This window comes from Streptococcus hillyeri, assembly GCF_041081565.1.
In the GTDB taxonomy this organism is placed as follows: Bacteria; Bacillota; Bacilli; order Lactobacillales; family Streptococcaceae; genus Streptococcus; species Streptococcus hillyeri.
The window spans coordinates 1,324,669-1,351,222 of sequence record NZ_CP163513.1 but is presented as its reverse complement, the minus strand read 5'-3'; the positions used below and the strand labels follow the sequence as shown (position 1 = coordinate 1,351,222).

Genomic DNA, 26,554 nt, shown 5'->3' with positions numbered 1-26,554 from the left:
TACCTTTTATTATAATGAAACTTTGTGAAAAAATCAACAAAACAGTTTCTAAAAAGACAAAATAAATACTATTTTAAAAGGATATGTTATCCAATGTAATCCCAAATAGCTTGGATTGTAGCCATGATTGGATGAGTATGAAAGAGAAAGTGAATGGGAATAAGATGATTTTATAGGAGGTAGACTACCTATTGCTACACAAGCGTTTAACCTGAATTATTCACACCTTCTTCAAGATTCTCCAACATAACAAAAAATCCTTAGAACTGAGAACCACCCCTAATCATTTCTCTGAGGATTTTAACGTTTTATTATCGTTAAGACTCGGTGAAATAGGAGAACCAGTTCCTATTTTCTAAAAAAGGGCAGGCTTCCCCCTTGGTGCGCTCATCGATTTTAAAAAATAGGTCATCTTATCCGTCGAGTAACTGCCTTCCCGCCTGAACAACGACAGGTAATCGGAGATTCAAGTTGGAAATGCAATGAAATAGGCTCCTAAACTGCTCTTGATAAGCATACAACTGTGACAATTTCAGGATCTGTTTTCTAGCAGTTTGAACACATTTTCCAGCAATCGCCACATACAGTTGACGAAAACGTTTAATGGTTAATCTCTCCACACCTCCACCAACAAGATGTTTCATATAAAGGAAAAGGTTGCAGGCGATGCAACTCAACATCATCCGAACTTTATTTTTGAGCATAGTAGAACTGTCTGTCTTATCACCAAAAAAGCCGTGTTTCATCTCTTTAATAAAGTTTTCTGCTTGCCCACGCTGACGGTAGAGTTGAAAGTGCTCTTCACTGCTTCCACCAGTCATATTGGTAACCAGAGAGACAACATCATAAAGCAATTCCCCCTCTTTTCGATGAGAGAATTGGCAGACATGACGACAAGAGCGCCAAGAACCCGCTTGATAGAAAGCCTCGGAGTAAGAAGCATGAGGAAGAATTGTTAACTCCTCATCTTCAAGGCTAGGAAGAGACAAATCCCCCAAACGACTCAACACCGTATTGTTCTTGAGTTTGAAGAGATAGTATTGGCACTGTCTTCGATCACATCATAGAGTTTTGGCGTCGCAAAACCACTGTCCATACGGAAAAGGAGGTTTTGATGTTGACTTTATCAACTCTATTTCCCACCTCCAAAGGTCTCCCAGACCTTTGGAGCGTCCGCACTTTTAAGAAAAAAACAAAAGTAATTTTTGAATTTGGTTAAGTATTAAAAAGTATTTTTTCTCCAGCTTTCCGATTGGAGGCGACAGTAATCAAGGTGACAAAGTCCCTGAGATTGGGAGTTTTCCGTTGTGGTAAAAGAGGCTGGCAAAACGTTTTAAAAATAGTAAATGGCTTAGATTAACGTCGTTAAGAAACGTTGATTCTAAACCATTTACTATTGTTCAAATGTTAAGAGAAAAACTAAAATTCGAGCTTTTGTCCAGTCTCTAGGGGAGCGCTTTCGCCTCTCACCAGCTGAGGAACAATTCCTAAAAATGTTAACAATGTACCATTTTGATTTTGAATGAGTATTAAATCTCAGTTTTGGTAAAAATATCACGCTCAACTAAGCTATCCATTAGGAAGTAGAATTTATCTTGGAGAATTTTGTGTTCTTCCTTTTTAAAGATATTGACAAGACGAAGTCCAGACTTATCTGTAATCGTCAGTTTAAATGCTGTTAATTCTTTGTTGATAGTGATTTTTAATGGGAACCCTTCGCCAGAGTTTGGAACGATTTCTAAAAGACGATTTAGCTCGTAGTTCCCAACTTTATTTTGCATAAAAGTGGTGTCACGTAGGGTGTATTTTTTAATATTTGGACTAATCGCATATGAGAAGCGACAGTCAGTCAAGTGGATTTCTTTTTCAAATGCCATAATAAGTTATCAGAATTTGATTTATACAACCGTGGCACAGACCAAGTTCAGTTCCTTTCCTATTTTTAGAGTTTATGTTAATAATTCTTTTAATTTTTGTGCTAAAAGCTGAGCTTCCTCAACTGTATTTTGTTCTCCAAAACTAATTCGGATAGATTCGCGAAGTTTAGGCGATTCTGGTCCGTAGTAACTTGTTAGCACATGACTCGGTGTAACGGCGCCAGCTGTGCAAGCAGAGCCAGTGGACACAGCAAAGCTAGCCAAATCCAGTAGGGTGAGAAGAAGTCCGTTATTTCCATTGGGAAAACCGATGTTTAAGACATGAGGAAGCGTCTCTGAGCCAGCATTGATATAGTAGTCTAATCCTGATAATTCATTTAAAAAGGCTTGACGGACATCGCTGATATGCTGATAATTCTCTTCCACATGGTTGATACTTTCACTAAGGGCAGTTGCCATACCAGCTAGGGAAATCATATTTTCGGTAGAAGCACGGCGTTTCTCTTCTTGGTCGCCTCCGTGTAACAACTTATCGAAGTAGTGTTCTTTGGCAAACAGCAATCCGACGCCCTTAGGTCCATGAAATTTATGGGCAGAGGCAGACAAGAAATCAACATGCCATTCTTCAGGAAGGACTTCGATTTTTCCAACCGTTTGCACAGCATCAACATGAAAAACAGCCTGATGGTCAGCCAAAACTTGACCAATTTCAGAAATGGGATGAATGGTCCCAGTCTCGTTATTAGCATGCATAATTGACACTAAGATTGTATCAGGACGCAGGGCTTCTTGCACCTGTTTGGCTGAAATATTGCCATCAACAGGAGACAGGTAAGTAATCTCAAAACCGAAACGATTTTCAAGATATGTCATCGCGTGAAGGACAGAATGGTGCTCAACAGCTGTTGTGATGAGATGTTTGCCCTTATCTTGATTCGCAAGAGCGTAACCAATAATGGCAGTGTTGTTACTTTCTGTACCACCTGAGGTAAAGATAATATGACGGTCAATGGTTTTAAGACTTTGGGCAATAGCAGAGCGAAAGGCACGTAACTGCTGATTAGCCTGTCTACCAAAGGTGTGGAGACTAGAAGGGTTACCGAATGTTGTCTCCATGATTTCAGTCATCGCTGAAATAACTGAGGGGGTCAGCGGAGTTGTCGCTGCATTGTCAAAATAAATCATTTATTTTCCTGGTTTGTAAGTAAAAAGTGGGCTGACTGGTTGGTGTTCGTGAATACGTTCAAGGGCCTCACCGAGCAACTCGCTTGCAGAGAGATAAAGAATTTTTTCAGGCTGACGTTCTTTAGTTACAACTGAGTTTGTGACGAGAATTTCTTTGATTGGAGAAAGGTCAAGAATGTCAGCAGCACCGCCTGCAAAAAGTCCGTGACTAGCAACGGCATAAATATCAGTTGCACCATCACGCTCTAAAATTTTAGACGCTTCAGCAAAGGTTTTACCAGTATTTAAAATGTCATCGATAAGAATGGCTTTTTTCCCTGCAACATCACCGATGATATACCCCTCTTCACGTTCTGAATCGTCTTGAGCATAGTCAATAATAGCAATCGGGGCATCTAAGTATTCTGCGAGGCTACGAGCACGTTTGATACCTGAGTTTTTAGGACTTACGACAACAACGTCAGAACCTGTTAAGCCTTTATCAATATAGTGTTTAGCAAAAAGTGGAACAGTAAACAGATTATCTACTGGAATATCAAAAAATCCTTGTACTTGGACAGCGTGAAGGTCAAGTGTCACGACACGTTCAACACCAGCTTTGACGAGCATGTTAGCTACCAATTTTGCAGTAATTGGTTCACGTGTTTTAGCAATACGATCCTGACGTGAGTAGCCAAAGTAAGGCATAACGACAGTCACACTAGATGCACTGGCACGTTTACAAGCATCGATAGCGATGAGCAATTCCCAGAGATTATCATTTACAGGATAGCTCGTTGATTGGATAAGGTAAACATCAACTCCGCGCACGCTTTCTTCCAAATTCACCATAATTTCACCATCAGCAAATTGGCGTGAAGATAGCTTGCTTAGTGGGACACCAACAGCTTTAGCAATCTGCTCAGCAATCTCATGGTTAGATGAGAGGGAGAAAAGTTTCATTTGTTTGTCGGACATTTTTAAGCTCCTTCTTAAATTGACATGAAAGTTTTACGTTTATTATTTTACCAAAAAATCTGATAAAAAGCATTAATGGAACCGATAAAATCACTATAAAAGCATGAAGCCATTGAAAATAGTTATTACTTTAGAGATTTGATTGCACAAAAAAAGAAACTGATGTTTTTCACCAGTTTCTAGTGTATGATGGATAATGTTATTGTCTTTAGCTTATCAGTGTGCATTTTTTAAGGTAGCTGAAAAGCGGGCGACCTTACTTTTGGCGTATTTGAACGAGATGTTATGCTGCTCTAGGAAGTTGTCAAAATCGATTTTTCCTTGAGTAGCATCTGAGACTTCTAGTTCTAATTCATAATCTTTGAGCCCTGCATATTGGTTATAGTCTAAGGCTAAAAGGCCGATTGGTGTCTGTGTTTCTCGACGGACAGTAGTCAAGTGTCCCAACACTTTAAGGTTTTCTAATGGGATATTTTCATTGGTTAAGATATTGAGAATCTCGCCTTTAGGGAGTTTTTCCTCTTTGATGGCTTTTTTGGCTTCGGATAAAAGCAGAGCTTGGTTATATTCGACGTTCCCTACTTCTTGAGGGATTTTAAGCGTCAGCTCAGCCTTGTCTGAAAACGTGCGAATACGCAAAGACATCCGGTGTGCTTTAAGGTCAAAATTGGCGGTATCAAAATAATAATTGGTCTGTGTGACAGGTTTGATGTGGGATAAGCGACTCTCTAAACGATTAAATTCATCTTGGTTGAGGAGTGTCTTGTATTCGATTTCAAGGGTTGTCATGATTGCTATTTCTTTCTCTAAAAATTCTGAATTTATGGTATAATTAAGTGTTATGTTCATTGTAGCTAAAAGTTAGCTTTTTGACAAGAAAGAGTGGAAGAGTTTATACGGCAACACTAGAAAGGAATGTTCAGTTTCGTCGCGACATGTGGCAAACTGAGCATGGGATGTAGTGCTAAAATGATAGTGGTCCTAAGTGGCTATTGAATTTGTTTTAATTTTCTATAATCTAGCTGACCATTAGACAGAATCATTGTCAGAGATATTTGGTAGGCTAAGGCATCCTGAGGTAGTTTAAAGATGAATTTTGATTGGGAAAGTTTTCTTGATCCCTATATCCAGACGGTTGGGGAATTAAAAATTAAGTTACGTGGCATTCGTAAGCAATTCCGGAAACAAAATAGGCATTCACCTATTGAATTTGTTACGGGGCGTGTCAAGTCTATCGAAAGTATTCAAGAAAAATTAGTCCGCAGAAATATTGCCTTTGAAAATATGGCTGAGGAAGTTGAAGATATTGCGGGACTTCGTATTATGGTTCAATTTGTGGATGACATCGACGAAGTCCTAGAGTTACTTCGTCATCGAACGGATATGACCATTGTGCGTGAGCGGGATTATATCAATCATATGAAAATGAGTGGTTACCGTTCGTATCATGTTGTTATTTCATATCCTGTTAATACCATTGACGGACCTAAGACAGTTTTAGCAGAGATTCAGATTCGTACCCTTGCAATGAACTTTTGGGCAACGATTGAGCATTCTCTAAATTACAAGTACCGTGGTGCCTATCCAGATGAAATTAAACGTCGTTTGGAGATTACGGCAAAGATTGCTCTTGAGTTGGATGAAGAAATGCGAAAAATTCGTGAAGATATTCGTGAAGCGCAACTCTTATTTGACCACGATAGTCGAAAATTAAGTGACGGAATAGGAAATAGTGATGACACAGATGAATTATACCGATAGTACCAGAGTCGCAATCATCGCCAATGGTAAGCCACAGAGCCGTCGGGTTGCTGACAGGATTTTTAAAGCTTTGCGTGACGATCCTGATTTTTATTTAACAAAACGTAATCCCGATATTGTGATTTCCATTGGAGGAGATGGGATGCTTTTATCGGCTTTTCATGCGTATGAAAAAGAGTTAGAACGTGTTCGTTTTGTAGGTGTGCACACCGGGCATTTGGGATTTTATACCGATTACCGTGATTTTGAAGTGGAAGAATTGTTACGTAATCTTCGTGAAGATCGTGGTGAAAAGGTTTCATATCCCATTTTAAAGGTTTCCTTAACCTTATCTGATGGGCGGATAGTGACCTCTCGTGCTTTAAATGAAGCTACGATTAAGCGTCTTGAAAAAACAATGGTAGCAGATGTTTTGGTTAACCACGTCCTTCTGGAACGATTCCGTGGCGATGGTTTGGCTGTCTCTACACCAACTGGTTCAACAGCTTATAACAAATCTCTTGGGGGGGCGGTACTTCATCCGACGATTGAAGCTCTGCAATTAACAGAGATTGCCAGTTTAAATAACCGTGTTTATCGCACGTTGGGAAGCCCAATTATCGTACCTAAAAAAGATCTGATTGAAATTGTTCCTAAACGTGTAGGGGCTTATGTATTGACCGTGGATAATAAAACCTATCACCATCGCAATGTGCAGCGTGTGACTTACGAAATTGATCAGGCTAAAATCAGTTTTGTAGCGACTCCACGCCACACGAGTTTTTGGCAACGGGTCAAGGATGCCTTTGTTGGAGAAGAACATGAGATTTGAGTATATTGCCCATAGACCCTGCCAAGTAAAAAGTCTTTTAAAAGAGCACGATGTGTCTAAAGCATTGTTGGCTAAAATTAAGTTTAAGGGTGGAAATATCTGGGTAAACGGTAAGGAAGAAAATGCTATCTTTGTTTTAAATGTTGGTGATGTGGTAACCATTGAAATTCCTGATGAAGAAGATATCAATGGCAGTCTTGAACCAATATATGAACCTTTAGAGATTGTTTCAGAGGATGACCATTTTATCATCCTCAATAAGCCTCATGGCATTGCCAGTATTCCCAGTGTTCTACATTCTCATACCATGGCGAATCGTGTTAAGGGCTATTATTTATCGCAAAATTATCCTAATAAGCAAGTTCATATTGTGACGCGGCTTGATAAGGATACCAGTGGTTTGATGCTTTTTGCCAAGCACGGCTACGCCCATGCCAGACTGGATAAGCAGTTACAGAAAAAGGTCATTGAAAAGCGTTATTATGCCTTGGTAGCAGGTGAAGACGATTTACCGGATGAAGGGGAAATTATTGCTCCGATTGCTCGACCTGAAGACTCCATTATTACACGCTGTGTTCATCCTTCTGGGAAATATGCCCACACGTCGTATAAGGTTGTTGCGCGTTACGGAAAGGTGAAGTTAGTTGATATTCAGCTTCACACAGGCCGGACTCATCAGATTCGAGTTCATTTTTCTCATATTGGGCAACCGCTTTTAGGAGATGATCTTTACGGTGGTTCAATGGCGTATGGTATTGAGCGACAAGCGCTCCATTGCCATTACCTCTCTTTCACAGATCCCTTCACAAGAACACAAAGAATACAAACGAGTTCCTTGACAGCTGACATGGAAAGCGTTATCCTAAAGTTACAACAAAAAATAAAAGAAAGTTGAGAAATTATGCGTAATTTATTTGGCGATTTACGTGCAAAAATTGCTGGAAAACAAGTTAAAATTGTTTTTCCAGAAGGTATTGATGAACGTGTGGTGCGTGCAGCAGCTCGTTTGAAATTTGAAGGTTTGATTGAGCCGATTATTCTTGGTGAGCCAGATGCTGTACACAATCTTTTAGTCTCATTTGGTTTTGCAGACCCAGGTATCACAGTTTTAGATCCAAACAACTATGATGGTTTTGAAGAAATGAAAGAAAAATTTGTCGAGCTTCGTAAAGGGAAAGCAACTCTTGAAGATGCTGATAAACTGCTTCGTGATGTGAACTACTTTGGTGTGATGTTGGTGCAACTAGGTCTTGCTGATGGTATGGTATCAGGTGCTATCCACTCAACAGCAGATACTGTTCGCCCAGCTCTTCAAATCATTAAAACTAAACCGGGTATTTCTCGTACATCAGGTGTTTTCTTGATGAACCGTGAAAATACCAACGAACGCTATATCTTTGCAGACTGTGCTATTAATATTGATCCAAATGCACAAGAATTGGCTGAAATTGCAGTCAATACTGCTGAGACAGCAGCCATCTTTGATATTGAACCAAAAGTAGCGATGCTCAGCTTCTCAACTATGGGAAGTGCAAATGCGCCTCAGGCAATTAAAGTCCAAGAAGCGACAGCTATTGCTAAAGAACTAGCTCCTAATGTTGCGATTGATGGTGAATTGCAGTTCGATGCTGCCTTTGATGAAATTACAGCGAAAATTAAAGCGCCATTTAGCCCAGTTGCAGGTAAAGCAAATGTTTTTGTTTTCCCAGATTTACAATCAGGTAATATTGGTTATAAAATTGCTCAACGTCTGGGTATGTTTGAAGCGGTAGGACCAATTTTACAAGGTCTCAATAAGCCTGTCAATGACTTGTCACGTGGTTCATCAGCAGAAGATATTTATAAATTGTCAATTATCACTGCTGCTCAAGCTTTGGATAATTAATAAAAAAACTCGTTCAATTCTGAGCGAGTTTTTTATAGTGTGTACGACGGGCATGTTGTCCATCTGAGGTGGAAGTCCTCTGTGGGCACCCGATATCGGTGAGCCTATTGGGGATTCTTAAGTCTGACGTTGGAAATCATGACCGTCAAAGGAAAGGATAGCGAAATAGTGACGCTCGTTTTTACCACTGCGTCAATCTGCTATTACTATAGTAATTTGAATCAATAACAGTACGCAAAATAGGAGATGGGAAATAGAATTGTTTTCTATATTTTTATATATTTGTTCCCTATTTTTAATTCATTCCACTATCATATAAAAAGAAGGCTGAGATATTTACGTCTCAACCTCTAAAGTATGTTACAAGTTTTTCCAAAAGTTGCGATAAATATAAATTTGGAATGAAAGAGCGATAATGATAGTCAGAATCGTGAGAACTGTGCTGACTGTTAGGGCACCAAATTGATGGGCGAGGATAACAGAAAACACAACTAATGCGATAAAACCGATAATAAGTACAATACCTAGTAAGGCAGTGAGAAAGTTGCGATTGCCTCTTGTCATCAGTTGATTAACATTTTGCCAATTGAGCATCAAGTGTTTGAGGTCTTTACGGTAATCAAATTGTCCTGGGACAAATGACCCTAAAAGAATACCGGTAGCAAGTGAGATGACAAGGATTGGATGAAGTCCAATGAGACTTCCAACAAGGCTGTACACTAGAGCAGGAATCCCAGCTTGAATCGCAAATAAAATCCAGAATTTTGTTACTAGGAACCGTTTAAAGTTAATAGGTAAGGTCCTGATAAAGGTGTAATTATCTCGTTCGAGAGAGATTCCGACCATTGTCAGTGCAGTTGACGTCATGCCGACTAAGATGCCAAAAATCAACAAGATACCAAAGAAATCAGGGGTGATGCTAGCGAAATTAAGTTGCCCACTTGTCAACATTCCAGCTAAGAAGAAAAGGTACAGAAAAGCTGTCAAGAAAACTGTAGACCACAAAGCAGGAACTTTTAGAGTGCTGAGATGGTGGCGGAACAACAGATTGTTGGTTGTTCGGTTTACCTTTGTTTTCCGCTGGCGGATAGTTTTGGGTCCGTTATCAATTTGCCAAAGCTGACGATAATAGCTTGGAATAACGACTTTAGCGATAATAGCGATTAAAATGGCTAGAAGTAGGAACCAAGCACCATAATTGATGATGCTAGCCATAGAGAATGGGGCATCTGCAATGTGGTAAAAACCACTAAATAATGGTAATTCTGGCAAGGCAGTCAGATTGCCACCAGACTCCCTAACTTCTCTGGAATTATTGGTGTTGATAAACATAATCCCAATAAAGGCAATGATTTGTGATAAGACCAATAGCGTACTTGATATTAGTTTTTTATGTGGGCTTTTGATCAAAATGCTGCCGAGACGATTCACCAAAACCACAGAAATCCCAAGCACTGCTAGGGTGATTAAAAGGAAATTGAATAGCCCTAGCAGAACTGCAATGACTGGGTTACTGAGCTGGAGGTAACACAGAATAAGCAACCCAAGTGCAGGGACAAGGTATCCTAAAATCATGCCCAATGTTGATAAAGTTTTGGCAATAAGCAACTCTCCCGGTTTGATAGGCAAAGGAAGATAGAGTTGGCTATCCTTGCTATCATAGAAAACTGTAAAGACAGCCGGGAAAGCATTTAGGATAGAGATTCCCATGAAGGTCAATAGGTAAACGGTGAACAGCCCTGGTGTCTTGGAGAAGTCAATGCCGATGAAGAGAACACTATAGATGAGCCCTAGGAAAAGTGCCAGAAAAACTTGCTGACGCAACATGCTCTTGTAGGCTGAAATCTTTTTGGTTGGCCGTTTTGATTGTTTTTGACGAATAGCCCCTAAGGCCTGAGGATTAGAGTAGAGCAAGTTGATTTTAACCAACTCCCAAATAATTGCCCAGTTCATTAAGCCTCACCTGCCTTTTCCTCTGTTTTCCGACCGGCTAGTTCCAGATAGATGGTTTCTAAATCTTTGTCTGGATGGTCTGCTTTGAGTTCTTCCAAGGTTCCAACGAAAATTAGCTTTCCTTGACGAAGAATACCAATACGGTCACAGAGTTGTTCAGCAACAGCTAGAACGTGGGTTGAAAAAATGACGGTATTGCCATCGCTAGCGTGCTTTTTCATCATTTCTTTCAAATCAAATGACGCCTGTGGATCTAAACCAGTCAAAGGCTCATCTAAAATCCAAATATCAGGATTTGGCACTAGGGCACCGATAATGATAGCCTTTTGTCGCATACCGTGTGAGTAACTGCTAATGGTTTCAAAGCGACGATCATAGATGTCAAAAAGATTAGCAAGTTCTTCGATACGTTTTTCAGTCTCTTCATCTGAAACACCATAAATTTTTGCTAAAAAATGCCAGTATTCATCGGCAGTTAAATTCAAGAAAATATCTGGAGAATCAGGTACATAGGCAATTTTACGTTTAATCTCATCACGATGCTCAGTTAGTTTCATACCGTCAACACTAATCTCACCGTAGGTTGGCTCAATAATAGAGGTCAGCGTAGAAATTGTCGTGGTTTTACCAGCACCATTGTGCCCAATGAGCCCAAAAATTTCCCCATTATCAATGGTTACATTAAGGTCACTAAGGGCAAATTTATCTCCATATTGCTTAGAAACATGGTCAAATGTAATCATCCTAAAATCTCCTTTAATCTTTTTGTTTATTATACTACTTTAGTCACACAAAAGTAAAGCACTTACATGATTTTTTTTACAAAAAGTGATATGATAACTAAAAAGGAGGATGAGATATGACAAAGACGGTATTGCTTACAGGAGCTTCAGCTGGTTTTGGCACGGCGATGACAGCAAGTTTTATTAACAAAGGTTATCGAGTGATTGGTGCTGCAAGGCGCTTTGAGAAACTGATGAACTTAAAAGAGCAGTATGGGGAGAATTTTTACCCTTTGATGATGGATATGACAGATTTGACATCTATTGACACAGCGCTAGCTAGCTTGCCTAGAGAGTGGCAGCAGATTGATATTTTGGTTAATAACGCTGGCCTTGCTCTGGGACTTGATAAGGCTTATGAGGCCAATTTTGCAGACTGGCAGACCATGATTATGACCAATATCGTAGGTCTGACATATTTAACGCGTCAGCTTTTACCCCAAATGGTAGAAAGACAGTCCGGTCACATCATCAACATCGGCTCAACAGCAGGAACTTACCCATATCCAGGGGGCAATGTTTATGGAGCGACAAAGGCCTACGTTAAGCAGTTTAGCTTAGAGTTGCGTGCGGATTTGGCAGGAACTAAGGTGCGCGTGACCAATGTTGAACCAGGACTTTGCGGAGGCACGGAGTTTTCAAATGTCCGTTTTAAAGGGGACAATAGCAGAGCAGAAAAGCTGTACGAAGGGGCTAACAGTATTCAGCCAGAAGATATTGCTAATACCGTTCTATGGATCGCAGAGCAACCAGAACATGTCAATATTAACCGCATTGAAATCATGCCAACTTCACAAAGTTTTGGTCCACAGCCAGTTGAGAGAGACTAGGAGGACAATGTGACAGAATTACAAGCCCAATGGAACTTTTTTAACGAAGTCGAAAAACTTAAAACCATTACGCGTCAAAATCAAACCTTGGACAAGCGATTTGAAAATTCGGCAGAGCATTCTTGGCAATTAGCGCTGATGGCGGTCACACTACGTCAGTATTTTTCAGAAACAGTTGACATGGAAAAAGTGATGACCATGTTACTCTTGCATGATGTCGGTGAAATTGGAGTAGGTGATACTTCTGCATTTGATGAGATTGGAAAGTTAGACTCTTATGAACGAGAGTTGGCATCAGTAACACAGACCTTTTCTTTTTTACCAATGGAACAAAAAGAATATTATCTAAATCTTTGGCAAGAGTTCGAGAAAGGTCATTCGGTTGAGGCTAGATATGCAAGATGTGTTGATGCCATAGCACCGCTGATGAACCATCTTTTAATTGCAGAAGAAGGTGATAATCCAGACGGACTGACTAAAACTCAGGTCTTAGCTAAGAAAGCCTTCATTGAAGCTGAGAGTCCAGATTTGTGGCAATGGGTACTTGATATGATTGATCAAAGTGTCGAAAAAGGATTGTATTTGCCCTAGAAGATATGAAAAAAGGCTAGAACAAAGGGTTCTGCCTTTTGGTTTACTCTAAACTACTTGCCCAGCTTTTGGCTAAGTGGCGGGAGTAGCTTGAAATGGCAAAATTGATGAGGAAGTAGGTTCCTGCAACGATAGCATAAAGGGTAAATACTTGTCCTGTTTCAAAGTATTTTCCCATGAGAATTTGACTTTTTCCGAAAAATTCTTGCAGGGCGATTACGGTGTAAAGGAAGGAGGAGTCTTTAATAACCGTGACAAATTGGGAAATAATAGCTGGTAACATTTTCCGAAAGGCTTGGGGGAAAATGATATAAACAAAGATTTGGATATGGTTAAATCCTTGAGCGAGTCCTGCCTCTGTCTGCCCAGTAGGAATAGCGTTTAGCCCTCCGCGAATAATTTCTGCTAGCGCAGCCGAGGTAAACACTGTAAATGCGATGATACCTGCTGGTGTTGATTTGACTTGAAAGACCAGAAAAATAATGAAAATCCACAAAAGATTTGGGACATTTCTGACAAACTCAATGTAGATGCTGGCTGGGATGCTCAGCCATTTTTTCTGATGATTACGCATGAGCGCCAAAATGCTACCAAAAAGCGTTGATAAGATAATGGCGCAGAAAGAGATATACAGGGTCAGTCCTAAACCGCTTAATAAAAAGCTTAGGTTGGTTAATGTGAAAATATCAGACATAGCATTCTCCTTTTAGAGGTGATAGGCTTTCTTGTTTTGAGCTTCAATACGACGTCCCCAAGCCGCAACTGGGAAGCACATGATGAAGTAAAGAAGAGCAGCAGAAGCAAAGGCAGGGACGTAGTTTGTTGTATCATAGGCCCAGTTTTTGGCGGTAAACATGATATCTGCTCCTGAAATAATGGCAACTGTTGCCGTATTTTTAATCAGGTTAACCACTTGATTAGTCAGAGGTGGTAAAATAGAGCGAACCGCCTGGGGAAGAATAATCAACCACATTGTCTCTTTTTGAGAAAAGCCCTGCGATAAGGCAGCTTCTGTCTGACCTCTTGGTACAGATTCAATACCAGAGCGAATGACCTCAGCAATGTACGAACCGTGGTAAAGCCCAACACAGATAACAGCTGTGAAAAAGGTGTTAATGCGAATAGCACCCTCGGTCACAATGGCTAGTCCATAGTATAGGAAAACAAAGTGAACTAGAAGGGGAGTATTTTGAAAGACCTCGACATAAATTCTAGCGATTAAACGGACGAGAGGGAGGCGGTGGCGATTTAGCATAGCAAATCCTGTTCCTAATGCAAGTGCTAAAATCAAGGCGCCAGCTGCCGTACCTAAAGTGTATAAAAAACCAAAGGCAAATTCGTCAAGATGGTCTAGCAAACCAGTCCAGCGTTCCAAAGCCCAAGGGCTAAGAGGTGCAGTTGTTAATATCATATGCGCTCCTTTCTTAGTTGGTTGGCTCAGCTGGTGTCAATTCAAATTTATCGTAGATTTTTTGAAGACTGCCATTCTGACGCCATTTCGTTAATTCTTGGTTGATAAAGTCAGTGAGATCGGTATTTGTTTTTTTAGTTGCAATGCCGTAGGCTTGTGTGTTAAAACCATCATCTAGCATGCGATTACCTTTATGGACATAGCCTGATAAAAGAGATTTATCAACGGAAAAGGCATCGATACGTTTGGCTTGAAGAGACATGGTTAATTCAGGATAAGAGCCTAGCTGAACAAACTTAAAGGATAAGCCATTTTCTTCTGCGTAGGCTTTTAAATTCGCCTTAGTTGTTGCCCCTTGAGCAACGCCGATGGTCAAACCATCTAAATCATCCATAGTTTGAATTTTACTTTTTTTGCGGACGAGAAAACCAATTTGGTCATAGTAGTAAGGATCGGAGATGCTAAAGCTAGCCTGACGTTGCTCTGTTATGGTGTAAGTGGCAATGATAATATCAACTTGTCCGTTATCCATAAGCGGTTCACGAGTTTGGGTGGTTACAGGAGTGTACTCCACCTTAACTCCAAGGGATTTTGCTAATTTTTTGGCAATATCAATTTCCATGCCTTCAAATTGATTAGTCTCAGCATTGAGGTAGCCAAAATTTGGGACATCTTGCTTCACACCGACACGAAGGACGCCAGCTTTTTTGATCGCATCAACCTTATTGGTATCGGCTGAGACGCGGGTAACACCGATAGTTGTTAGAAGTAAAAGCAGGGCAGAAAGAAGCCATTTTTTCATAGAATCACCTAGTCTTTCTTGCTGACTTTTTCAGAAGTGTGATTGATAATTTTGCTGAGAAATTGCTGGGCGCGTGGTTCGGTTGGGTGTTCAAAGAAAGCGTTGACGTCAGTAGTGTCAACCAGAACAGTTCCTTGATCCATAAAGATAATACGGTCAGCAACTTCACGAGCAAAGCCCATTTCATGAGTGACGACGACCATGCTCATACCCTCAGTTGCCAAGTTTTGCATGACGGTAAGAACATCACCAATAGTTTCTGGGTCGAGGGCAGATGTCGGTTCATCAAAAAGGAGAAGTTCAGGTTGCATGGCAAGACCACGAGCAATGGCGACCCGTTGCTTTTGTCCACCAGGACAGGGTGGCAGGGTAATAGTCTTTTCTGTCCCACATATTTACATAGGTTAGGTATTTTTCGGCTAAAGCTGTCGCTTCTTTGTCAGAGAGTCCTAAAACCTTTTTTGGTGCAAGTGTTACATTTTCTAACACATCTTTGTGCGGATAGAGGTTGAAATGTTGGAAAACCATACCAACTTCTTTACGAAGTGTTTGGAGTTCTTTAGATTTAATCTGAGAAACTTCGTGCCCATTGACAAGAAGGTTTCCAGAATCAATCGTTTCAAGAGCATTGATCGTGCGAATAAGTGTTGATTTTCCAGACCCAGAGGGACCAAGAAGTACAACAACCTGTCCTTTTTCAATGGATAAATTAATATCACGTAGGGCGTGATAGTCACCATAATATTTATTGACGTTCTTAAATTCAATCAATGCCATAAGACACCTCCAAAAATGATTTATGTTATATAATATAACATGAAAGTAAGATATCACAAATAGAAAACGGTGTCAAGTATTTGTGTGGAATTTTTAGAAAATTCTAATCTTTCATTGATTTTGGATGACTGTCAATTATGCTTATACTCATTCAAAATCAAAATTAGAATTTTAGAACTTCTAATATCATTGAGATAGTGACGAGCGTAGCGAGAAAAAATGTTTCTTTCGCTATAGTGGTATTCTTAGCAGTGAAATTGTCCAGTGGACAGTTTCACCCCCACGAGGTTGGGACATAAATATCTCAACCTTCTATTTTTAATGGTAATAACAGATTGACGCAGTGGTTGATTGGAGGTCCTAAACCCTTGCTACGCAATCGTTAGCGGCCATCCTAATCAACTGTGCGGAGGTGGGACGACGAAGTCAATTTCTTCGAAATCATGACTTCTGTCCCACTCTCTATCACCACTGCGGAAAGTGCTAGTTGTGGCGACTTCGTCGCTCGTAATGATTGCAGAAAATACCAGTAATAAAATATTATAAAACAACCATATATTGAAGAGGAATTCATTGTGACTGAGACATTTTATCTTAACGAGTTTACTATTTTAAAGCTAAAACACTATATCAACCGTTCAATCGTTTTCTTATCTTAATTACTAACAGATTGCAAGACATGTGGTATAATAGTGAGGATTGATTTTATGGAGAGAAATAGATGATTTATTTTGATAATGCAGCCACAACGCAGCCTTATCCTGAGGCACTTTATACTTATCAAGAAGTGGCAACTAAAATTTTCGGAAATCCGTCAAGCCTACATAGTCTTGGCGACAAATCAACACGAATTTTAGAAGCCTCTCGCCGACAAATTGCAGAGCTTTTAGGGAAAAAACAGGAAGAAATCTTCTTTACCTCTGGTGGGACGGAGAGTGATAACTGGGCGATTAAGGGTGTGGCTTTTGAAAAAGCACGCTATGGCAAGCATATTATCGTTTCTGATATTGAACATCCTGCGGTTAAGGAATCAGCGACATGGTTAAAGACACAAGGATTTGACATTTCCTACGCTCCGGTTGATAAGGATGGCTTTGTAGATGTTGACCAATTGGCAGGGCTTTTGAGACCAGATACGATTTTAGTATCTATTATGGCTGTTAATAATGAAATTGGTTCTGTTCAGCCAATTCAAAAGATTTCAGAGCTGTTAGCGGATAAGCCCACAATCACTTTTCATGTGGACGCCGTACAGGCTATCGGTAAAGTTCCAGTAGAGGTTTTCTTGACAGAGCGTGTTGATTTGGCATCGTTCTCAGGTCATAAATTCCATGCTGTCCGTGGTGTTGGTTTCCTATATAAAAAGTCAGGTAAGAAAATCGCACCGCTTTTGACAGGGGGAGGGCAAGAAAAAGACCTGCGCTCAACGACTGAAAACGTGGCAGGTATCGCCGCCATGGCAAAAGCTCTGCGTTTAACCTTAGATAAGGCAGAAACAGCAACTGTTAAAATTGCAAAAATGCGAGAGGTTATTCGCGACGAATTGCTGCGCTATGAAGATATCACGGTCTTTTCAGGAAATGAACAGTTTGCTCCTAACATTTTGACCTTTGGGATTAAAGGGGTGCGAGGAGAGGTTGTGGTTCATGCGTTTGAAGAGCATGAAATCTACATTTCAACGACGTCAGCCTGTTCATCAAAAGCTGGTAAACCAGCAGGGACTCTGATTTCAATGGGAGTTTCGACCAAATCTGCACAAACAGCTGTTCGTATCAGTCTTGATGATGATAATGATATGAGCCAAGTGGAACAATTTTTGACCGTTTTTAGACAAATTTATGACAAGACAAAGAAAGTGAGATAAGAAATGACCTTAGTGTATTCAGAAATTATGGTTCGTTACGGTGAACTATCAACAAAAGGGAAAAACCGTATGCGTTTTATCAACAAATTAAAACGCAATATTCAAGATGTGTTATCCATTTATCCAGAGGTCCACGTCACTGCTGACCGCGATCGTTGCCACGTTTTTCTCAATGGTCAGGACTATGCACCGGTTGCAGAAAGCCTCAAGCAAATTTTTGGTATCCAAGCCTTTAATCCGGTTTATCGCCTTTCTAAAGACGTCGCTGTTTTGGAAAAAGCGGTGCAGGAAATCATGACTGGTTTGTATAAGGAAGGATTGACTTTTAAGGTAGCAGCGAAGCGTGCGGATCACAGCTTTGAGTTGGATAGTCGTGAACTTAACCATGCGTTGGGAGACGCTGTTTTTCGTGCTCTGCCATCCATCCAAGCCCAAATGAAAAAGCCAGATGTGACACTCAAGGTTGAAATCCGTGACGAAGCAGCTTACATTTCCCACGAAGAAATAAAAGGTGCTGGTGGTTTGCCAGTTGGTACTTCTGGTAAGGGAATGCTGATGTTATCAGGTGGTATTGACTCTCCTGTGGCTGGCTACCTTGCCCTCAAACGAGGAGTAGATATTGAAGCTGTTCACTTTGCAAGCCCACCTTACACCAGTCCAGGTGCCCTCAAGAAAGCCCATGATTTAACCCGTAAGCTAACGAAATTTGGTGGAAATATCCAATTTACCGAAGTTCCTTTCACTGAAATTCAAGAAGAAATTAAAGAAAAAGCCCCTGAAGCTTACTTGATGACCTTGACGCGTCGCTTTATGATGCGAATCACAGACCGTATCCGTGAGGAAAGAAATGGCTTGGTGATTATTAATGGTGAAAGCCTAGGACAAGTTGCCAGTCAAACCTTGGAGAGCATGCAGGCGATTAATGCGGTGACTAACACGCCAATTATTCGACCAGTTGTTACGATGGACAAATTGGAAATCATTGACATTGCCGAAAAAATTGACACCTTCAATATCTCCATCCAACCGTTTGAGGATTGTTGTACTATTTTTGCCCCAGACCGTCCAAAAACAAATCCTAAAATAAAAAATGCCGAACAGTATGAACGCCGCATGGATGTCGAAGGGCTGGTTGAAAGAGCTGTTGCAGGAATTATGATTACAGAAATCACACCACAAGCCGAAAATGATGACGTTGAAGATTTGATTGAAGATTTGTTGTAATTTTTATAGAAAAAATGATAAATAAATGTTATAAATCGCAACAAATTTCTTGAAAAAGATAACTAAGAGTGTTAGAATAGTAACGTTGACTAAATGCACATCCTGTGCAACCGCGCGAGTCCCGTTTTAAGTGGTTTGTCCCACGGTACAAGGCGAGTCTTCACAGAGGGAAACCTCACATTAAAAATTTATAGGAGGTGCATCATGAGCACATACGCAATCATCAAAACTGGTGGTAAACAAGTTAAAGTTGAAGTAGGTCAAGCTATCTACGTTGAAAAAATCGACGCTGAAGCAGGCGCAGAAGTAACTTTTAACGAAGTTGTTCTTGTAGGCGGAGAAACTACTAAAGTTGGTACTCCAGTCGTTGAAGGTGCAACAGTTGTTGGTACTATCGAAAAACAAGGTAAACAAAAGAAAGTTGTTACTTTCAAATACAAACCTAAAAAAGGTAGCCACCGTAAACAAGGTCACCGTCAACCTTACACAAAAGTTGTTATCAGCGCTATCAACGCGTAATCTGGCAACTGATTTATAGGAAAGGACAAATATTATGTTGAAAAATCTTGAAAACTTGCAACTTTTCGCCCACAAAAAAGGTGGAGGTTCTACATCAAATGGTCGTGACTCACAAGCAAAACGTCTTGGTGCTAAAGCAGCTGATGGACAAACTGTAACTGGTGGTTCAATCCTTTACCGTCAACGCGGAACTCACATCTACCCAGGTGTGAACGTAGGACGTGGTGGAGATGACACACTTTTTGCAAAAGTTGAAGGTGTTGTACGCTTCGAACGTAAAGGTCGCGATAAAAAACAAGTTTCTGTTTACCCAATTGCGAAATAAGGCTAGAAATAGCTTAACAAAAGGCTTTCCGAGTTTTCGGAAGGCCTCTTTTTTTGTTTTGGTACCCACCGTGGTACCCATATTTTAAAAACCAATATAGGAAGCAAACTTGTCAGCCGTCTTATCTTTGGAATACTTAGTGACATGGGCGTAGACGTTCATTGTGGTTTGGATGTCTTTGTGACCTAATCTTTGTTGTACTTCTTTGATGGTTGCACCAGCTTCGAATAGTAAGCTGCAGTGGGTGTGTCTAAAACCTTGCGGAGTGATTCTTTTCAGGTCTGGAAACTTGCGATAAACACGATTCAATAGATTGTTAGCATGTACAAGACTTCTAGGTTGTCCGTCTTCTTTTTTGAACAGAAGTCCTTTAGTGCTAAACTTGTGCCATTCATGTAACATTTCTATAGTAATAGGGTCTAGTGATATGGTTCGTTTACTTTCAGGGGTCTTTGCTTCTTGTAAAATAATTTTTCCACCTTCACCTTTAGCTAAGGTATGGCTTAGTTTGACATAGCCTTTGTCTAAGTGGAAATCTTTCCAATCAAACGCCCCGTTTTCATTCTTACGGAGACCTGCAAATGCTAATAATCTAAAGTACATGAGCATTTCAAAATCGTTAAAACTCTCTACAGCTTTGAAAAATTCCATGAGTTCTTCTCTGTCGTAAAAGTTTTCTTCTTCATCTTCAACAACAGTTTCAAGAATTTTTTGCCTTTTCTTTGGTCGGATAACTTTTTTCATTGGATTACTTTCAATGAGACCTAAAGCAACAGCCCTGTCAAAAATTTGGCTAGATAGTCCGATGATATTGGAATAATTGACATAAGTTTCAAACCAGATACCGACGACTTTTTGGCACATTTGGATAGTTATCTTATTGATTTTCTTGTCTGCAAAGTGTGGTAATATCAGCCTGTTAACGATATCCACTTGACTAACATAGCTTGATTCCTTAACAGTGTTTCTATAATTTTCTTTCCAGATTTCGAATACTTGTCGATAAGTGGTAGAAGTGTTCTTTTCTCTAAAGTTCTTCTTCTCGTATTCAGTTAGGCACTTTGCTTCAGCAAGTCTTGCTTCACGTTCTGTTTTAAATCCACGTCGCTTGGTGATAATCTTTTTGCCTGTCAACGGATCGATACCGTGGTAGGCTTTGAAATAATAAGCAGTAGTATCTCCTTTTTGATACTTTCCTATCATTGATTTTTACCTCATTTCTTGATAAAATGGGTATAAGAAAAGCATTCAAGAGCAATCGCTTTTTGAATAAATTTCTTATACGACTTGCCTTACGCTCGCCTCGACCAAAATTTGAGCGTAGGGCTTTTTTTATTTTCTTAAAAAGAAATTGACTATAACAGACACAATCAGACCAGCTAATGAAATAGCGATTCCAATCAGCCAGCGGTTTGTGGTTTTACGTTCATTTTCACGCTCAGTTTTTTCTTTTACTTGTTGCTCTAGTAGCATATTTTTAGTTTCAGATAGGATATGCTGAACACTAAAATCAATCTTTTGACTCAACTGGTCAAATTTACCTTCAATTTTAGTTTCAAGATTTTGAAATTTCAAATCAATCTCTGATTTGGTATAGGTATCCTGTGACATAATAGATTCCTCCTTATTATTTTCTAGTTCTATTATATCATGAATTGTTTTATCAGGTTTTCTTGCATTTTTAGAATGGAGAGAAGTTATTTTTGGTTTTGGGTCAGACTTAAAATTATCTTTTGGTTCTTGCATGAATCATCCCCACTTTCCAAAAGAATGATAACTGTAAGCTTGATCAATCTCATCACCATTTTCATCTAGTAATGCAAAGTAAAAAAAGAAATCACTTGGATATTGAATTGTAAAATTAAAATCAAAATTTCCAGTTGCTTTACCGTATCCATCACTCATTGAAATAAACTCTTCTCTAGGTATATTTACTCTAGTAGCATGTACTGGATAATGTGTGCTATCAGGAAAATGAACGGTGACGGACATAATATAATTTGTTTCTGGTTTCAGATTAAAGAAGTCTACGAAAGCTATTAGAGAAACTGAACCAGGATAGAAGTCAAAATTACTAACAGTGCTTAAAAGTTGTGAGGTTGTTTGATTTACAATTTTTATTGAGGTCATTTTTTCTCGAAATGGGTTTGGTTTCATAGGTATACTAACCATAATTTCTCCTTTACGTCAATTTACGTCTAAACAGCTTGGGGGCAGAGTGTGGGGATTTTTTTGTTTAGCTAAAGAAATTTTGTACGTTATTAGCTTCAGCTTGGGTTAATTTTGTTGTAATGGTTTTTAGTACTCCAGTATTTACATCGCGCAAGATAATTGTCGCCTTGCCGGGCTTTTCGTGAGTAGTTGTAATTGAACTAGTGTCAATTTTCGCTTTTTTCTTGCGTGAACCACCAGCCATTCCACCAACTAGGGTTCCTACTCCAGGTGCAATCAAGGTACCTAAAGCTGCACCACCAAGCACACTTCCTGCACGCCCTTTTTGGGTAGTTGTTCCTTTTGTTGTTGTCTTTTCAGTGATTGTGGAACCGGCGTATTCAAACCCAGCATATTCAAAAAGCTCAGTAGGTTCTTCGCTGTAAAACCCAAGATAATATTGTCCATCAATAGTTTTACGAATTGTAGTAGCACTAGTGAGACTATTGGAAGCTGGTAGTGTTAGTTTCACTTCCTGACTTGCTTTTTTACGTAAGTCATTAGCTTTATTTACACCATCAACTGTCTTATTAACGGCAGTTTTGGCGAAATCTTTGAGTTTATTAAAATCCATTTCTTACATCCTCACTTTTTTCTAAAATCTTCTTGTATCATCGCTTTGTCGGCAATGGTTTCGGATTAATTTGAAATAAAGTCTTGTTTTCTTTCTAAAATAATATCAAGTTTTTCTTGTAAATCATTCACTGATGCTACGCTACTATTTTTATCATTCAAATAGTAATTTATATCATCATAAATACTTTTAGCGCTTGAGGGAGCATTCAGAGAATTAAGATATTTAATCATTTTATCACAATATTTTATATTTTCTTTATGATACTTTATATCATTTTTATAAACTAAAATATCAAATTTTTCTTTATCCCAATTTGGAAAATCAATATCTAAGCAAAGTGGAATTCTTTTATAAGAGTGGATCTCCCATAAGCCAATATATTTTTTGTAAATTTTTTCACCTTGTACAGTCAGTACAGTTTTATCGTCTTTATCTACTAACCACCCTTCTTCTTTAAATTGGCGAGTTAATTTTTCGGCGTTCAGATTATAATTTAAAAAGAAGTATTTAGGTATAGTTATAGACGACTTGCGGCCATTTTTGGTTTTTCCCCACCAAACTAGAAGTAGAAGTTCTCTTAATTTATACTTTTCCGCTGTTTTATAACTGTCATTATATTTTGGGAAATTATAATCCCTTCCCCAAATTTCAAATATATTGGGGCGTTGTTCTAATAATTTATAATAGCGCTCGGTGTAATAATCATAGTCACTATTAACTGAAGATTTAAACGTGACCGAAGGGGTTGTCTTTTTCTTTTCTCCAAATAAAAAATTAAATAATCCCATGTATTAAATTCCTACTATTTTCCTAAATTCTTCTTGTATCATTGATTCGCCCCAGGTAGTCGAGATTTTGTGGCGCTGAGCGAATTGTAACCAATTGAAATCAACGATGTCGTATTGGGCTAACTCTTCTTCAAGAAGTGTTCTAACCATGAAGCGGTCTGCTTCGTTTTCGTATTTAACGAGTAATCTTTGGTAATTTACCGGATTGTGCGTCATGTGTCCTAATTCGTGTAATAGGACTCTGTGGCGCTCTTTTTCGTCTAGTAAGCTATTGATATAGACAACTCTAAACTCAGGCTCATAGAAGCCGTCTCGTTCAATTAAATCACCATGAAAGATACAAAGTTCAACTTGAAAAGTTTCAAGTAATTCTTTATCTGTCAAATATATCAGTCCTTTTATATAAATTAACCTTTTCGGCTATCAAGGTAGCCTTTGATGATACCTTGGATAGTAATCTTTTCTTCTTCTGTCAATGGTTTGCCGTCAAAGAGCATGACACCATCGGCAAGTTGGGCTAAATCCATCTCTTTTCCAGATGGGGTGACGTAGGTGTCTCTAGCGATGTTTGGATTGTCCGTCCGTCCTAGCAGGTAATCTGTCGAGACGTTGAAGTAGTCGGCGATTTCTGCAACACGTTCGGAACTAGGGGTTTGAGTTTTATATCTATAAAGCGTATTTCTTGGATAGTTAAGCTTTTCTTCTAACGTATTCAATGAAATACCTTGCTTCTTGCAAAGTTCTTTGATTTTTTCGAATGTCGAAAACATTGATTTATCAACCTTTCTAAGCATTACGAAAAATATTTTAACTTTTTCGATAAAATACACTTGACTATTTTTATCGAATGGATTAAAATATAAAATGTAAAGCGAAATAATAAGCGAAACAAAAAGCGAAGATAAAACTAAAAAAATAAGTTTGGCGACTTGAACGATTAGTGTTATCAATGGTTTTTGTTAGTGATTTTCTTATATCTTGATTTTAACTAATGAGTTAAAAAAAGTCAATCAAAAAGATAAAATAATTCGCAAAAAAATTCGCTTTGTTCTTTGACAACTGAATAGAAACGTGGTTATGATACTTTCTTATGAAGTTTTAGACGCATTGAAGTCTATTGCAGAAAAATTTGATACTATCTTTTGACTTTTAAGAAAATTTATCGTATAATTTAGGGGAATTGAGGAGTTTGCACATTAGTGTCAAACAGAAAGCCCCTAAGTTGTTCCAGCAACCTAGGGGCTTTTTTTCTGGGTTAGAGACACTAACCGTGTGAGCTACTTATCGAAGTAATCGTCTAACCAACGATGTACCAGCCATTCAATGGCTGCGACAAGCGCTATTTTGAAGAGTTCGCACATGGTCAATACCTCCTTTTCCAAGGCGTATCGTTAGTGCCAATCAATATTATACCACGTTTCTATCAGTTCGATAGGAGCGTTTTTATTTTGAAGAGAGGAGGGGGAGATGATTTTCACGAAAGTAGTGACTATGGATGAAGGACTTACATTTTACAATTGTGAAGTAAGAAATATTTCAGATGAAATAAAAAAACTCTTTCCTGATGACAATTTTGTCGAAGTTATCGAAAACGGAAAGAGTTACATATTAAGCACAAACTACATCATTCTACTTCTTAGATGATTTTGGTTTAGCTTGTGACAAAGCAGAACCAGCAATAGATTTGGTTCTTGATGATGAACGACCATCACGAAGGGCTTTACTTGCTTTAGTTGCAACACTGCGTGATGTTTGTTTTGAATTTTTAACCATACATATCTCCTTCCTATTTTTTATTTGACTATTCAATTCATAAGGAGGTTTGAAGCGGTAGGATTCTTCAAATTTTGAACTGATTTGTCATAGTTATATTGTAACTAGAATATAGTGTTTTGTCAATATATAGTTGTGGATAACTTTTTAAAACACAATATATTGTGTTTTATGGAAAGGGGCAGATAAAATGTGGAATAAAATTGAGCAATTAATTACTGAGAAAGATACAACTATGTACGCAGTCAGTAAGAAGGCTGGTATCGGACAGAATGTTTTGATTGCGCTTAAAGCAGGACGAACAAAAAGATTATATTTTGACACTGTTGTCAAAATTGCTGACGCTTTGGATGTCAGCCTAGACGAATTCAGAAAGGAGATTATATGAGCCAACAACATCAAAAGTGGGTCGCTCTTGTTGAGCAGAGACTTGTCGAGAAAAACTGGACAAAAGCTGACTTAACTCAAGCAGTGGGGCTTAGAAGCCAAGGAACTATCACTGACCTATTAAAAACAGGAAAAGGCAGTGTGGACTTAAAAATTCGTGTATCAAAATTGCTTGGTATCCGCGAACCTTGGGAAGAGTTTGAGGTGAATTGAAATACAAAAAAAGCACATGCGGGAACATGCGCTTAACAAAATAAACTACATACATTATATCACAGTTTGGAGATCAAAATGAACATCCTAAGTGAAGAATTTGAAACAGGAATCAGAATGGTGGTTAAGGATCAGTTCAAAGAATCATTTACTGAGTTCTTGGAACGAGAATCTGATGGTAGAGGATGGTTATCTATTAGCAAGGCAGCCTACCATGCTTGTGTGAGTGAGAATACTATTCGAAGATGGATAAAAGAAGGACTCAATCTTTATCAGATTGATGGTACTAAACGAATAAAGAAATCGGAACTGGATGAATTTATAGAAAATCATCTTGTAGTTTAAGAAAGGGTAAAACAATGTTTAATAAAAAGAAAAAAGTACAAAAAGCATTTGAAACTATCAGCAGTCATATCGACAGCTCATACACAATTCTAAGTCACGAGGAATGGAAAAATTTACACGGGTTATTAAACCTTATCAAAATCAAAACAGGAGTTGTACGATGAACGAATACGTTGTAGAGGTTCCAGTAGGGGAATATATCAAATTACGTGATCAAGTCAATAAATTACAAAGCGAAAATCACAGACTACAAACTATTGTAGATTCTATCAATTTGGTATTGCAAAATGGAGGTATCAAATGAGCAAGGAAATGCAGGAGCATTACTTTAGTATTGTTGCTAAAGCGAACTTACTGGATGTGGTTATCGAAAAAGGCTTTATCTTGCCTGCAACACTGGAAAAGTGTATTGCAGAGCTAGATGAAGTTGATCAGATGGAAATTAGAAAGGTATTGAATAATGACAAAGAATAAATTATCAGACCTTAATGACCATCTCTTCATGGCATTGGAACGGCTTGGTGATGAAGAACTAACTGCAGAGGAACTAGAACAAGAAATTGAGCGTTCGAAAGCTATTTCTACGGTTGCAGATAAGATTGTTGCTAACGGTAGACTTGTACTTGATGCTCAAAAATTGGCTGCCACATATGACACTGGACATAAAGAAGCTCATGCTGTCAATTTAGGATTTTTAAATGGCTAA

The 26,554-nt window shown here is 38.9% G+C and carries 33 protein-coding genes, 2 pseudogenes and 1 other annotated feature; of the genes and pseudogenes, 16 read left to right on the top strand and 19 right to left on the bottom strand.

The features are described from left to right. Positions 1 to 413 precede the first annotated feature (413 nt). The 5 genes and pseudogenes from AB6M99_RS06455 to AB6M99_RS06435 form a co-directional block, all read right to left on the bottom strand. Positions 414 to 1,108, bottom strand: a pseudogene (locus tag AB6M99_RS06455) (transposase); the annotation flags it as partial. A gap of 421 nt (positions 1,109 to 1,529) precedes the next feature. Next, positions 1,530 to 1,877, bottom strand: a complete 348-nt coding sequence (locus AB6M99_RS06450; RefSeq protein WP_121834592.1) for a DUF1831 domain-containing protein — start codon at positions 1,875 to 1,877, stop codon at positions 1,530 to 1,532. A 72-nt stretch (positions 1,878 to 1,949) separates the two neighbouring features. Beyond that, positions 1,950 to 3,062 (bottom strand): cysteine desulfurase family protein, encoded by a 1,113-nt coding sequence (locus AB6M99_RS06445; RefSeq protein WP_121834593.1) that lies wholly within the window; start codon positions 3,060 to 3,062, stop codon positions 1,950 to 1,952. Beyond that, positions 3,063 to 4,019 carry a ribose-phosphate diphosphokinase gene (locus AB6M99_RS06440; RefSeq protein ID WP_121834594.1) on the bottom strand — a complete coding sequence of 319 codons (957 nt, stop codon included), beginning with the start codon at positions 4,017 to 4,019 and terminating at the stop codon, positions 3,063 to 3,065. Between the two features lie 216 nt (positions 4,020 to 4,235). Next, positions 4,236 to 4,808 carry a CYTH domain-containing protein gene (locus tag AB6M99_RS06435; protein WP_121834595.1) on the bottom strand — a complete coding sequence of 191 codons (573 nt, stop codon included), beginning with the start codon at positions 4,806 to 4,808 and terminating at the stop codon, positions 4,236 to 4,238. A gap of 300 nt (positions 4,809 to 5,108) precedes the next feature. On the opposite strand from AB6M99_RS06435, the gene AB6M99_RS06430 reads away from it, so the two are divergent. The 4 genes from AB6M99_RS06430 to pta are packed head-to-tail and all read left to right on the top strand — an operon-like array spanning position 5,109 to position 8,476. Then, positions 5,109 to 5,780, top strand: coding sequence for a GTP pyrophosphokinase family protein (locus tag AB6M99_RS06430; protein ID WP_121834596.1), 672 nt, complete (start codon positions 5,109 to 5,111; stop codon positions 5,778 to 5,780). Beyond that, positions 5,755 to 6,591, top strand: coding sequence for an NAD kinase (locus tag AB6M99_RS06425; protein WP_369350445.1), 837 nt, complete (start codon positions 5,755 to 5,757; stop codon positions 6,589 to 6,591). Before AB6M99_RS06430 ends, AB6M99_RS06425 begins: the two co-directional genes overlap by 26 nt. Beyond that, positions 6,581 to 7,486: an RluA family pseudouridine synthase gene (locus AB6M99_RS06420; RefSeq protein WP_121834598.1), complete on the top strand. Its 906-nt coding sequence runs from the start codon at positions 6,581 to 6,583 to the stop codon at positions 7,484 to 7,486. The genes AB6M99_RS06425 and AB6M99_RS06420 overlap by 11 nt, the downstream gene beginning before the upstream one ends. 6 nt (positions 7,487 to 7,492) lie before the next feature. Beyond that, on the top strand, positions 7,493 to 8,476 hold the full coding sequence (pta, locus tag AB6M99_RS06415; RefSeq protein WP_121834599.1) for a phosphate acetyltransferase: 984 nt from the start codon (positions 7,493 to 7,495) through the stop codon (positions 8,474 to 8,476). 360 nt (positions 8,477 to 8,836) lie between these two features. On the opposite strand, the gene AB6M99_RS06410 is transcribed toward pta, so the two are convergent. Beyond that, entirely contained in the window at positions 8,837 to 10,429 is a 1,593-nt protein-coding gene (locus AB6M99_RS06410; protein WP_121834600.1) for an ABC transporter permease, read from the bottom strand. Beyond that, positions 10,429 to 11,172 carry an ABC transporter ATP-binding protein gene (locus AB6M99_RS06405; RefSeq protein WP_121834601.1) on the bottom strand — a complete coding sequence of 248 codons (744 nt, stop codon included), beginning with the start codon at positions 11,170 to 11,172 and terminating at the stop codon, positions 10,429 to 10,431. Before AB6M99_RS06405 ends, AB6M99_RS06410 begins: the two co-directional genes overlap by 1 nt. A gap of 116 nt (positions 11,173 to 11,288) precedes the next feature. Between AB6M99_RS06405 and AB6M99_RS06400 the strand changes: the two genes are divergently transcribed. Both AB6M99_RS06400 and AB6M99_RS06395 read left to right on the top strand, forming a co-directional pair. Beyond that, complete coding sequence (locus AB6M99_RS06400; protein ID WP_121834602.1) at positions 11,289 to 12,041, top strand: SDR family oxidoreductase; 753 nt, start codon at positions 11,289 to 11,291, stop codon at positions 12,039 to 12,041. Positions 12,042 to 12,050: 9 nt separating this feature from the next. Beyond that, positions 12,051 to 12,632, top strand: a complete 582-nt coding sequence (locus AB6M99_RS06395; protein WP_121834603.1) for an HD family hydrolase — start codon at positions 12,051 to 12,053, stop codon at positions 12,630 to 12,632. Positions 12,633 to 12,675: 43 nt separating this feature from the next. Here the strand turns inward: AB6M99_RS06395 and AB6M99_RS06390 are convergent, their stop codons facing one another. The 4 genes and pseudogenes from AB6M99_RS06390 to AB6M99_RS06375 all read right to left on the bottom strand — a co-directional run bounded on the left by AB6M99_RS06390 (position 12,676) and on the right by AB6M99_RS06375 (position 15,622). Next, positions 12,676 to 13,326, bottom strand: coding sequence for an amino acid ABC transporter permease (locus AB6M99_RS06390; RefSeq protein WP_121834604.1), 651 nt, complete (start codon positions 13,324 to 13,326; stop codon positions 12,676 to 12,678). 12 nt (positions 13,327 to 13,338) lie between these two features. Continuing rightward, complete coding sequence (locus AB6M99_RS06385; RefSeq protein ID WP_121834605.1) at positions 13,339 to 14,043, bottom strand: amino acid ABC transporter permease; 705 nt, start codon at positions 14,041 to 14,043, stop codon at positions 13,339 to 13,341. Between the two features lie 13 nt (positions 14,044 to 14,056). Further along, positions 14,057 to 14,845 (bottom strand): transporter substrate-binding domain-containing protein, encoded by a 789-nt coding sequence (locus tag AB6M99_RS06380; RefSeq protein WP_121834606.1) that lies wholly within the window; start codon positions 14,843 to 14,845, stop codon positions 14,057 to 14,059. A gap of 8 nt (positions 14,846 to 14,853) precedes the next feature. Further along, positions 14,854 to 15,622 (bottom strand): annotated as a pseudogene (locus AB6M99_RS06375) (amino acid ABC transporter ATP-binding protein). Between the two features lie 721 nt (positions 15,623 to 16,343). Here AB6M99_RS06375 and AB6M99_RS06370 point away from each other — a divergent pair. The 4 genes from AB6M99_RS06370 to rpmA all read left to right on the top strand — a co-directional run bounded on the left by AB6M99_RS06370 (position 16,344) and on the right by rpmA (position 19,554). Next, complete coding sequence (locus AB6M99_RS06370; protein WP_121834608.1) at positions 16,344 to 17,486, top strand: cysteine desulfurase family protein; 1,143 nt, start codon at positions 16,344 to 16,346, stop codon at positions 17,484 to 17,486. A gap of 3 nt (positions 17,487 to 17,489) precedes the next feature. After that, positions 17,490 to 18,710: a tRNA uracil 4-sulfurtransferase ThiI gene (thiI, locus tag AB6M99_RS06365; protein ID WP_369350444.1), complete on the top strand. Its 1,221-nt coding sequence runs from the start codon at positions 17,490 to 17,492 to the stop codon at positions 18,708 to 18,710. 98 nt (positions 18,711 to 18,808) lie between these two features. Further along, positions 18,809 to 18,880: a sequence feature (ribosomal protein L21 leader region), on the top strand. Between the two features lie 34 nt (positions 18,881 to 18,914). After that, positions 18,915 to 19,229: a 50S ribosomal protein L21 gene (rplU, locus tag AB6M99_RS06360; protein ID WP_121834610.1), complete on the top strand. Its 315-nt coding sequence runs from the start codon at positions 18,915 to 18,917 to the stop codon at positions 19,227 to 19,229. 34 nt (positions 19,230 to 19,263) lie between these two features. Next, positions 19,264 to 19,554 (top strand): 50S ribosomal protein L27, encoded by a 291-nt coding sequence (gene rpmA / locus AB6M99_RS06355; RefSeq protein WP_027972895.1) that lies wholly within the window; start codon positions 19,264 to 19,266, stop codon positions 19,552 to 19,554. A gap of 84 nt (positions 19,555 to 19,638) precedes the next feature. Here the strand turns inward: rpmA and AB6M99_RS06350 are convergent, their stop codons facing one another. The 8 genes from AB6M99_RS06350 to AB6M99_RS06315 form a co-directional block, all read right to left on the bottom strand. After that, on the bottom strand, positions 19,639 to 20,757 hold the full coding sequence (locus AB6M99_RS06350; RefSeq protein ID WP_369350443.1) for a tyrosine-type recombinase/integrase: 1,119 nt from the start codon (positions 20,755 to 20,757) through the stop codon (positions 19,639 to 19,641). A gap of 129 nt (positions 20,758 to 20,886) precedes the next feature. Then, positions 20,887 to 21,300, bottom strand: a complete 414-nt coding sequence (locus AB6M99_RS06345) for a hypothetical protein (protein ID WP_369350442.1) — start codon at positions 21,298 to 21,300, stop codon at positions 20,887 to 20,889. A gap of 3 nt (positions 21,301 to 21,303) precedes the next feature. After that, positions 21,304 to 21,726: a hypothetical protein gene (locus AB6M99_RS06340; protein WP_369350441.1), complete on the bottom strand. Its 423-nt coding sequence runs from the start codon at positions 21,724 to 21,726 to the stop codon at positions 21,304 to 21,306. 64 nt (positions 21,727 to 21,790) lie between these two features. Continuing rightward, a complete protein-coding gene (locus AB6M99_RS06335; RefSeq protein WP_369350440.1) occupies positions 21,791 to 22,339 on the bottom strand; it encodes a hypothetical protein in 549 nt (182 codons plus the stop codon). 65 nt (positions 22,340 to 22,404) lie between these two features. After that, on the bottom strand, positions 22,405 to 23,130 hold the full coding sequence (locus AB6M99_RS06330; RefSeq protein WP_369350439.1) for a hypothetical protein: 726 nt from the start codon (positions 23,128 to 23,130) through the stop codon (positions 22,405 to 22,407). A 3-nt stretch (positions 23,131 to 23,133) separates the two neighbouring features. Continuing rightward, the gene (locus AB6M99_RS06325; RefSeq protein WP_369350438.1) at positions 23,134 to 23,514 is read right to left on the bottom strand and encodes an ImmA/IrrE family metallo-endopeptidase; all 381 of its coding nucleotides are present in this window, start codon (positions 23,512 to 23,514) and stop codon (positions 23,134 to 23,136) included. 23 nt (positions 23,515 to 23,537) lie between these two features. After that, positions 23,538 to 23,900, bottom strand: a complete 363-nt coding sequence (locus AB6M99_RS06320; RefSeq protein WP_369350436.1) for a helix-turn-helix domain-containing protein — start codon at positions 23,898 to 23,900, stop codon at positions 23,538 to 23,540. Between the two features lie 859 nt (positions 23,901 to 24,759). Next, positions 24,760 to 24,903: a hypothetical protein gene (locus AB6M99_RS06315; RefSeq protein ID WP_169361579.1), complete on the bottom strand. Its 144-nt coding sequence runs from the start codon at positions 24,901 to 24,903 to the stop codon at positions 24,760 to 24,762. 190 nt (positions 24,904 to 25,093) lie between these two features. Between AB6M99_RS06315 and AB6M99_RS06310 the strand changes: the two genes are divergently transcribed. From AB6M99_RS06310 to AB6M99_RS06285, 6 genes are all read left to right on the top strand, one after another. Beyond that, positions 25,094 to 25,291 carry a helix-turn-helix transcriptional regulator gene (locus AB6M99_RS06310; protein ID WP_027974611.1) on the top strand — a complete coding sequence of 66 codons (198 nt, stop codon included), beginning with the start codon at positions 25,094 to 25,096 and terminating at the stop codon, positions 25,289 to 25,291. Beyond that, positions 25,288 to 25,503: a transcriptional regulator gene (locus AB6M99_RS06305; protein WP_369350435.1), complete on the top strand. Its 216-nt coding sequence runs from the start codon at positions 25,288 to 25,290 to the stop codon at positions 25,501 to 25,503. The genes AB6M99_RS06310 and AB6M99_RS06305 overlap by 4 nt, the downstream gene beginning before the upstream one ends. Before the next feature lie 78 nt (positions 25,504 to 25,581). After that, complete coding sequence (locus AB6M99_RS06300; RefSeq protein ID WP_369350434.1) at positions 25,582 to 25,848, top strand: helix-turn-helix domain-containing protein; 267 nt, start codon at positions 25,582 to 25,584, stop codon at positions 25,846 to 25,848. Between the two features lie 160 nt (positions 25,849 to 26,008). After that, positions 26,009 to 26,152: a hypothetical protein gene (locus AB6M99_RS06295; protein ID WP_369350433.1), complete on the top strand. Its 144-nt coding sequence runs from the start codon at positions 26,009 to 26,011 to the stop codon at positions 26,150 to 26,152. After that, entirely contained in the window at positions 26,149 to 26,322 is a 174-nt protein-coding gene (locus AB6M99_RS06290) for a hypothetical protein (protein ID WP_369350432.1), read from the top strand. The genes AB6M99_RS06295 and AB6M99_RS06290 overlap by 4 nt, the downstream gene beginning before the upstream one ends. Next, on the top strand, positions 26,309 to 26,554 hold the full coding sequence (locus AB6M99_RS06285) for a hypothetical protein (RefSeq protein WP_369350431.1): 246 nt from the start codon (positions 26,309 to 26,311) through the stop codon (positions 26,552 to 26,554). Before AB6M99_RS06290 ends, AB6M99_RS06285 begins: the two co-directional genes overlap by 14 nt.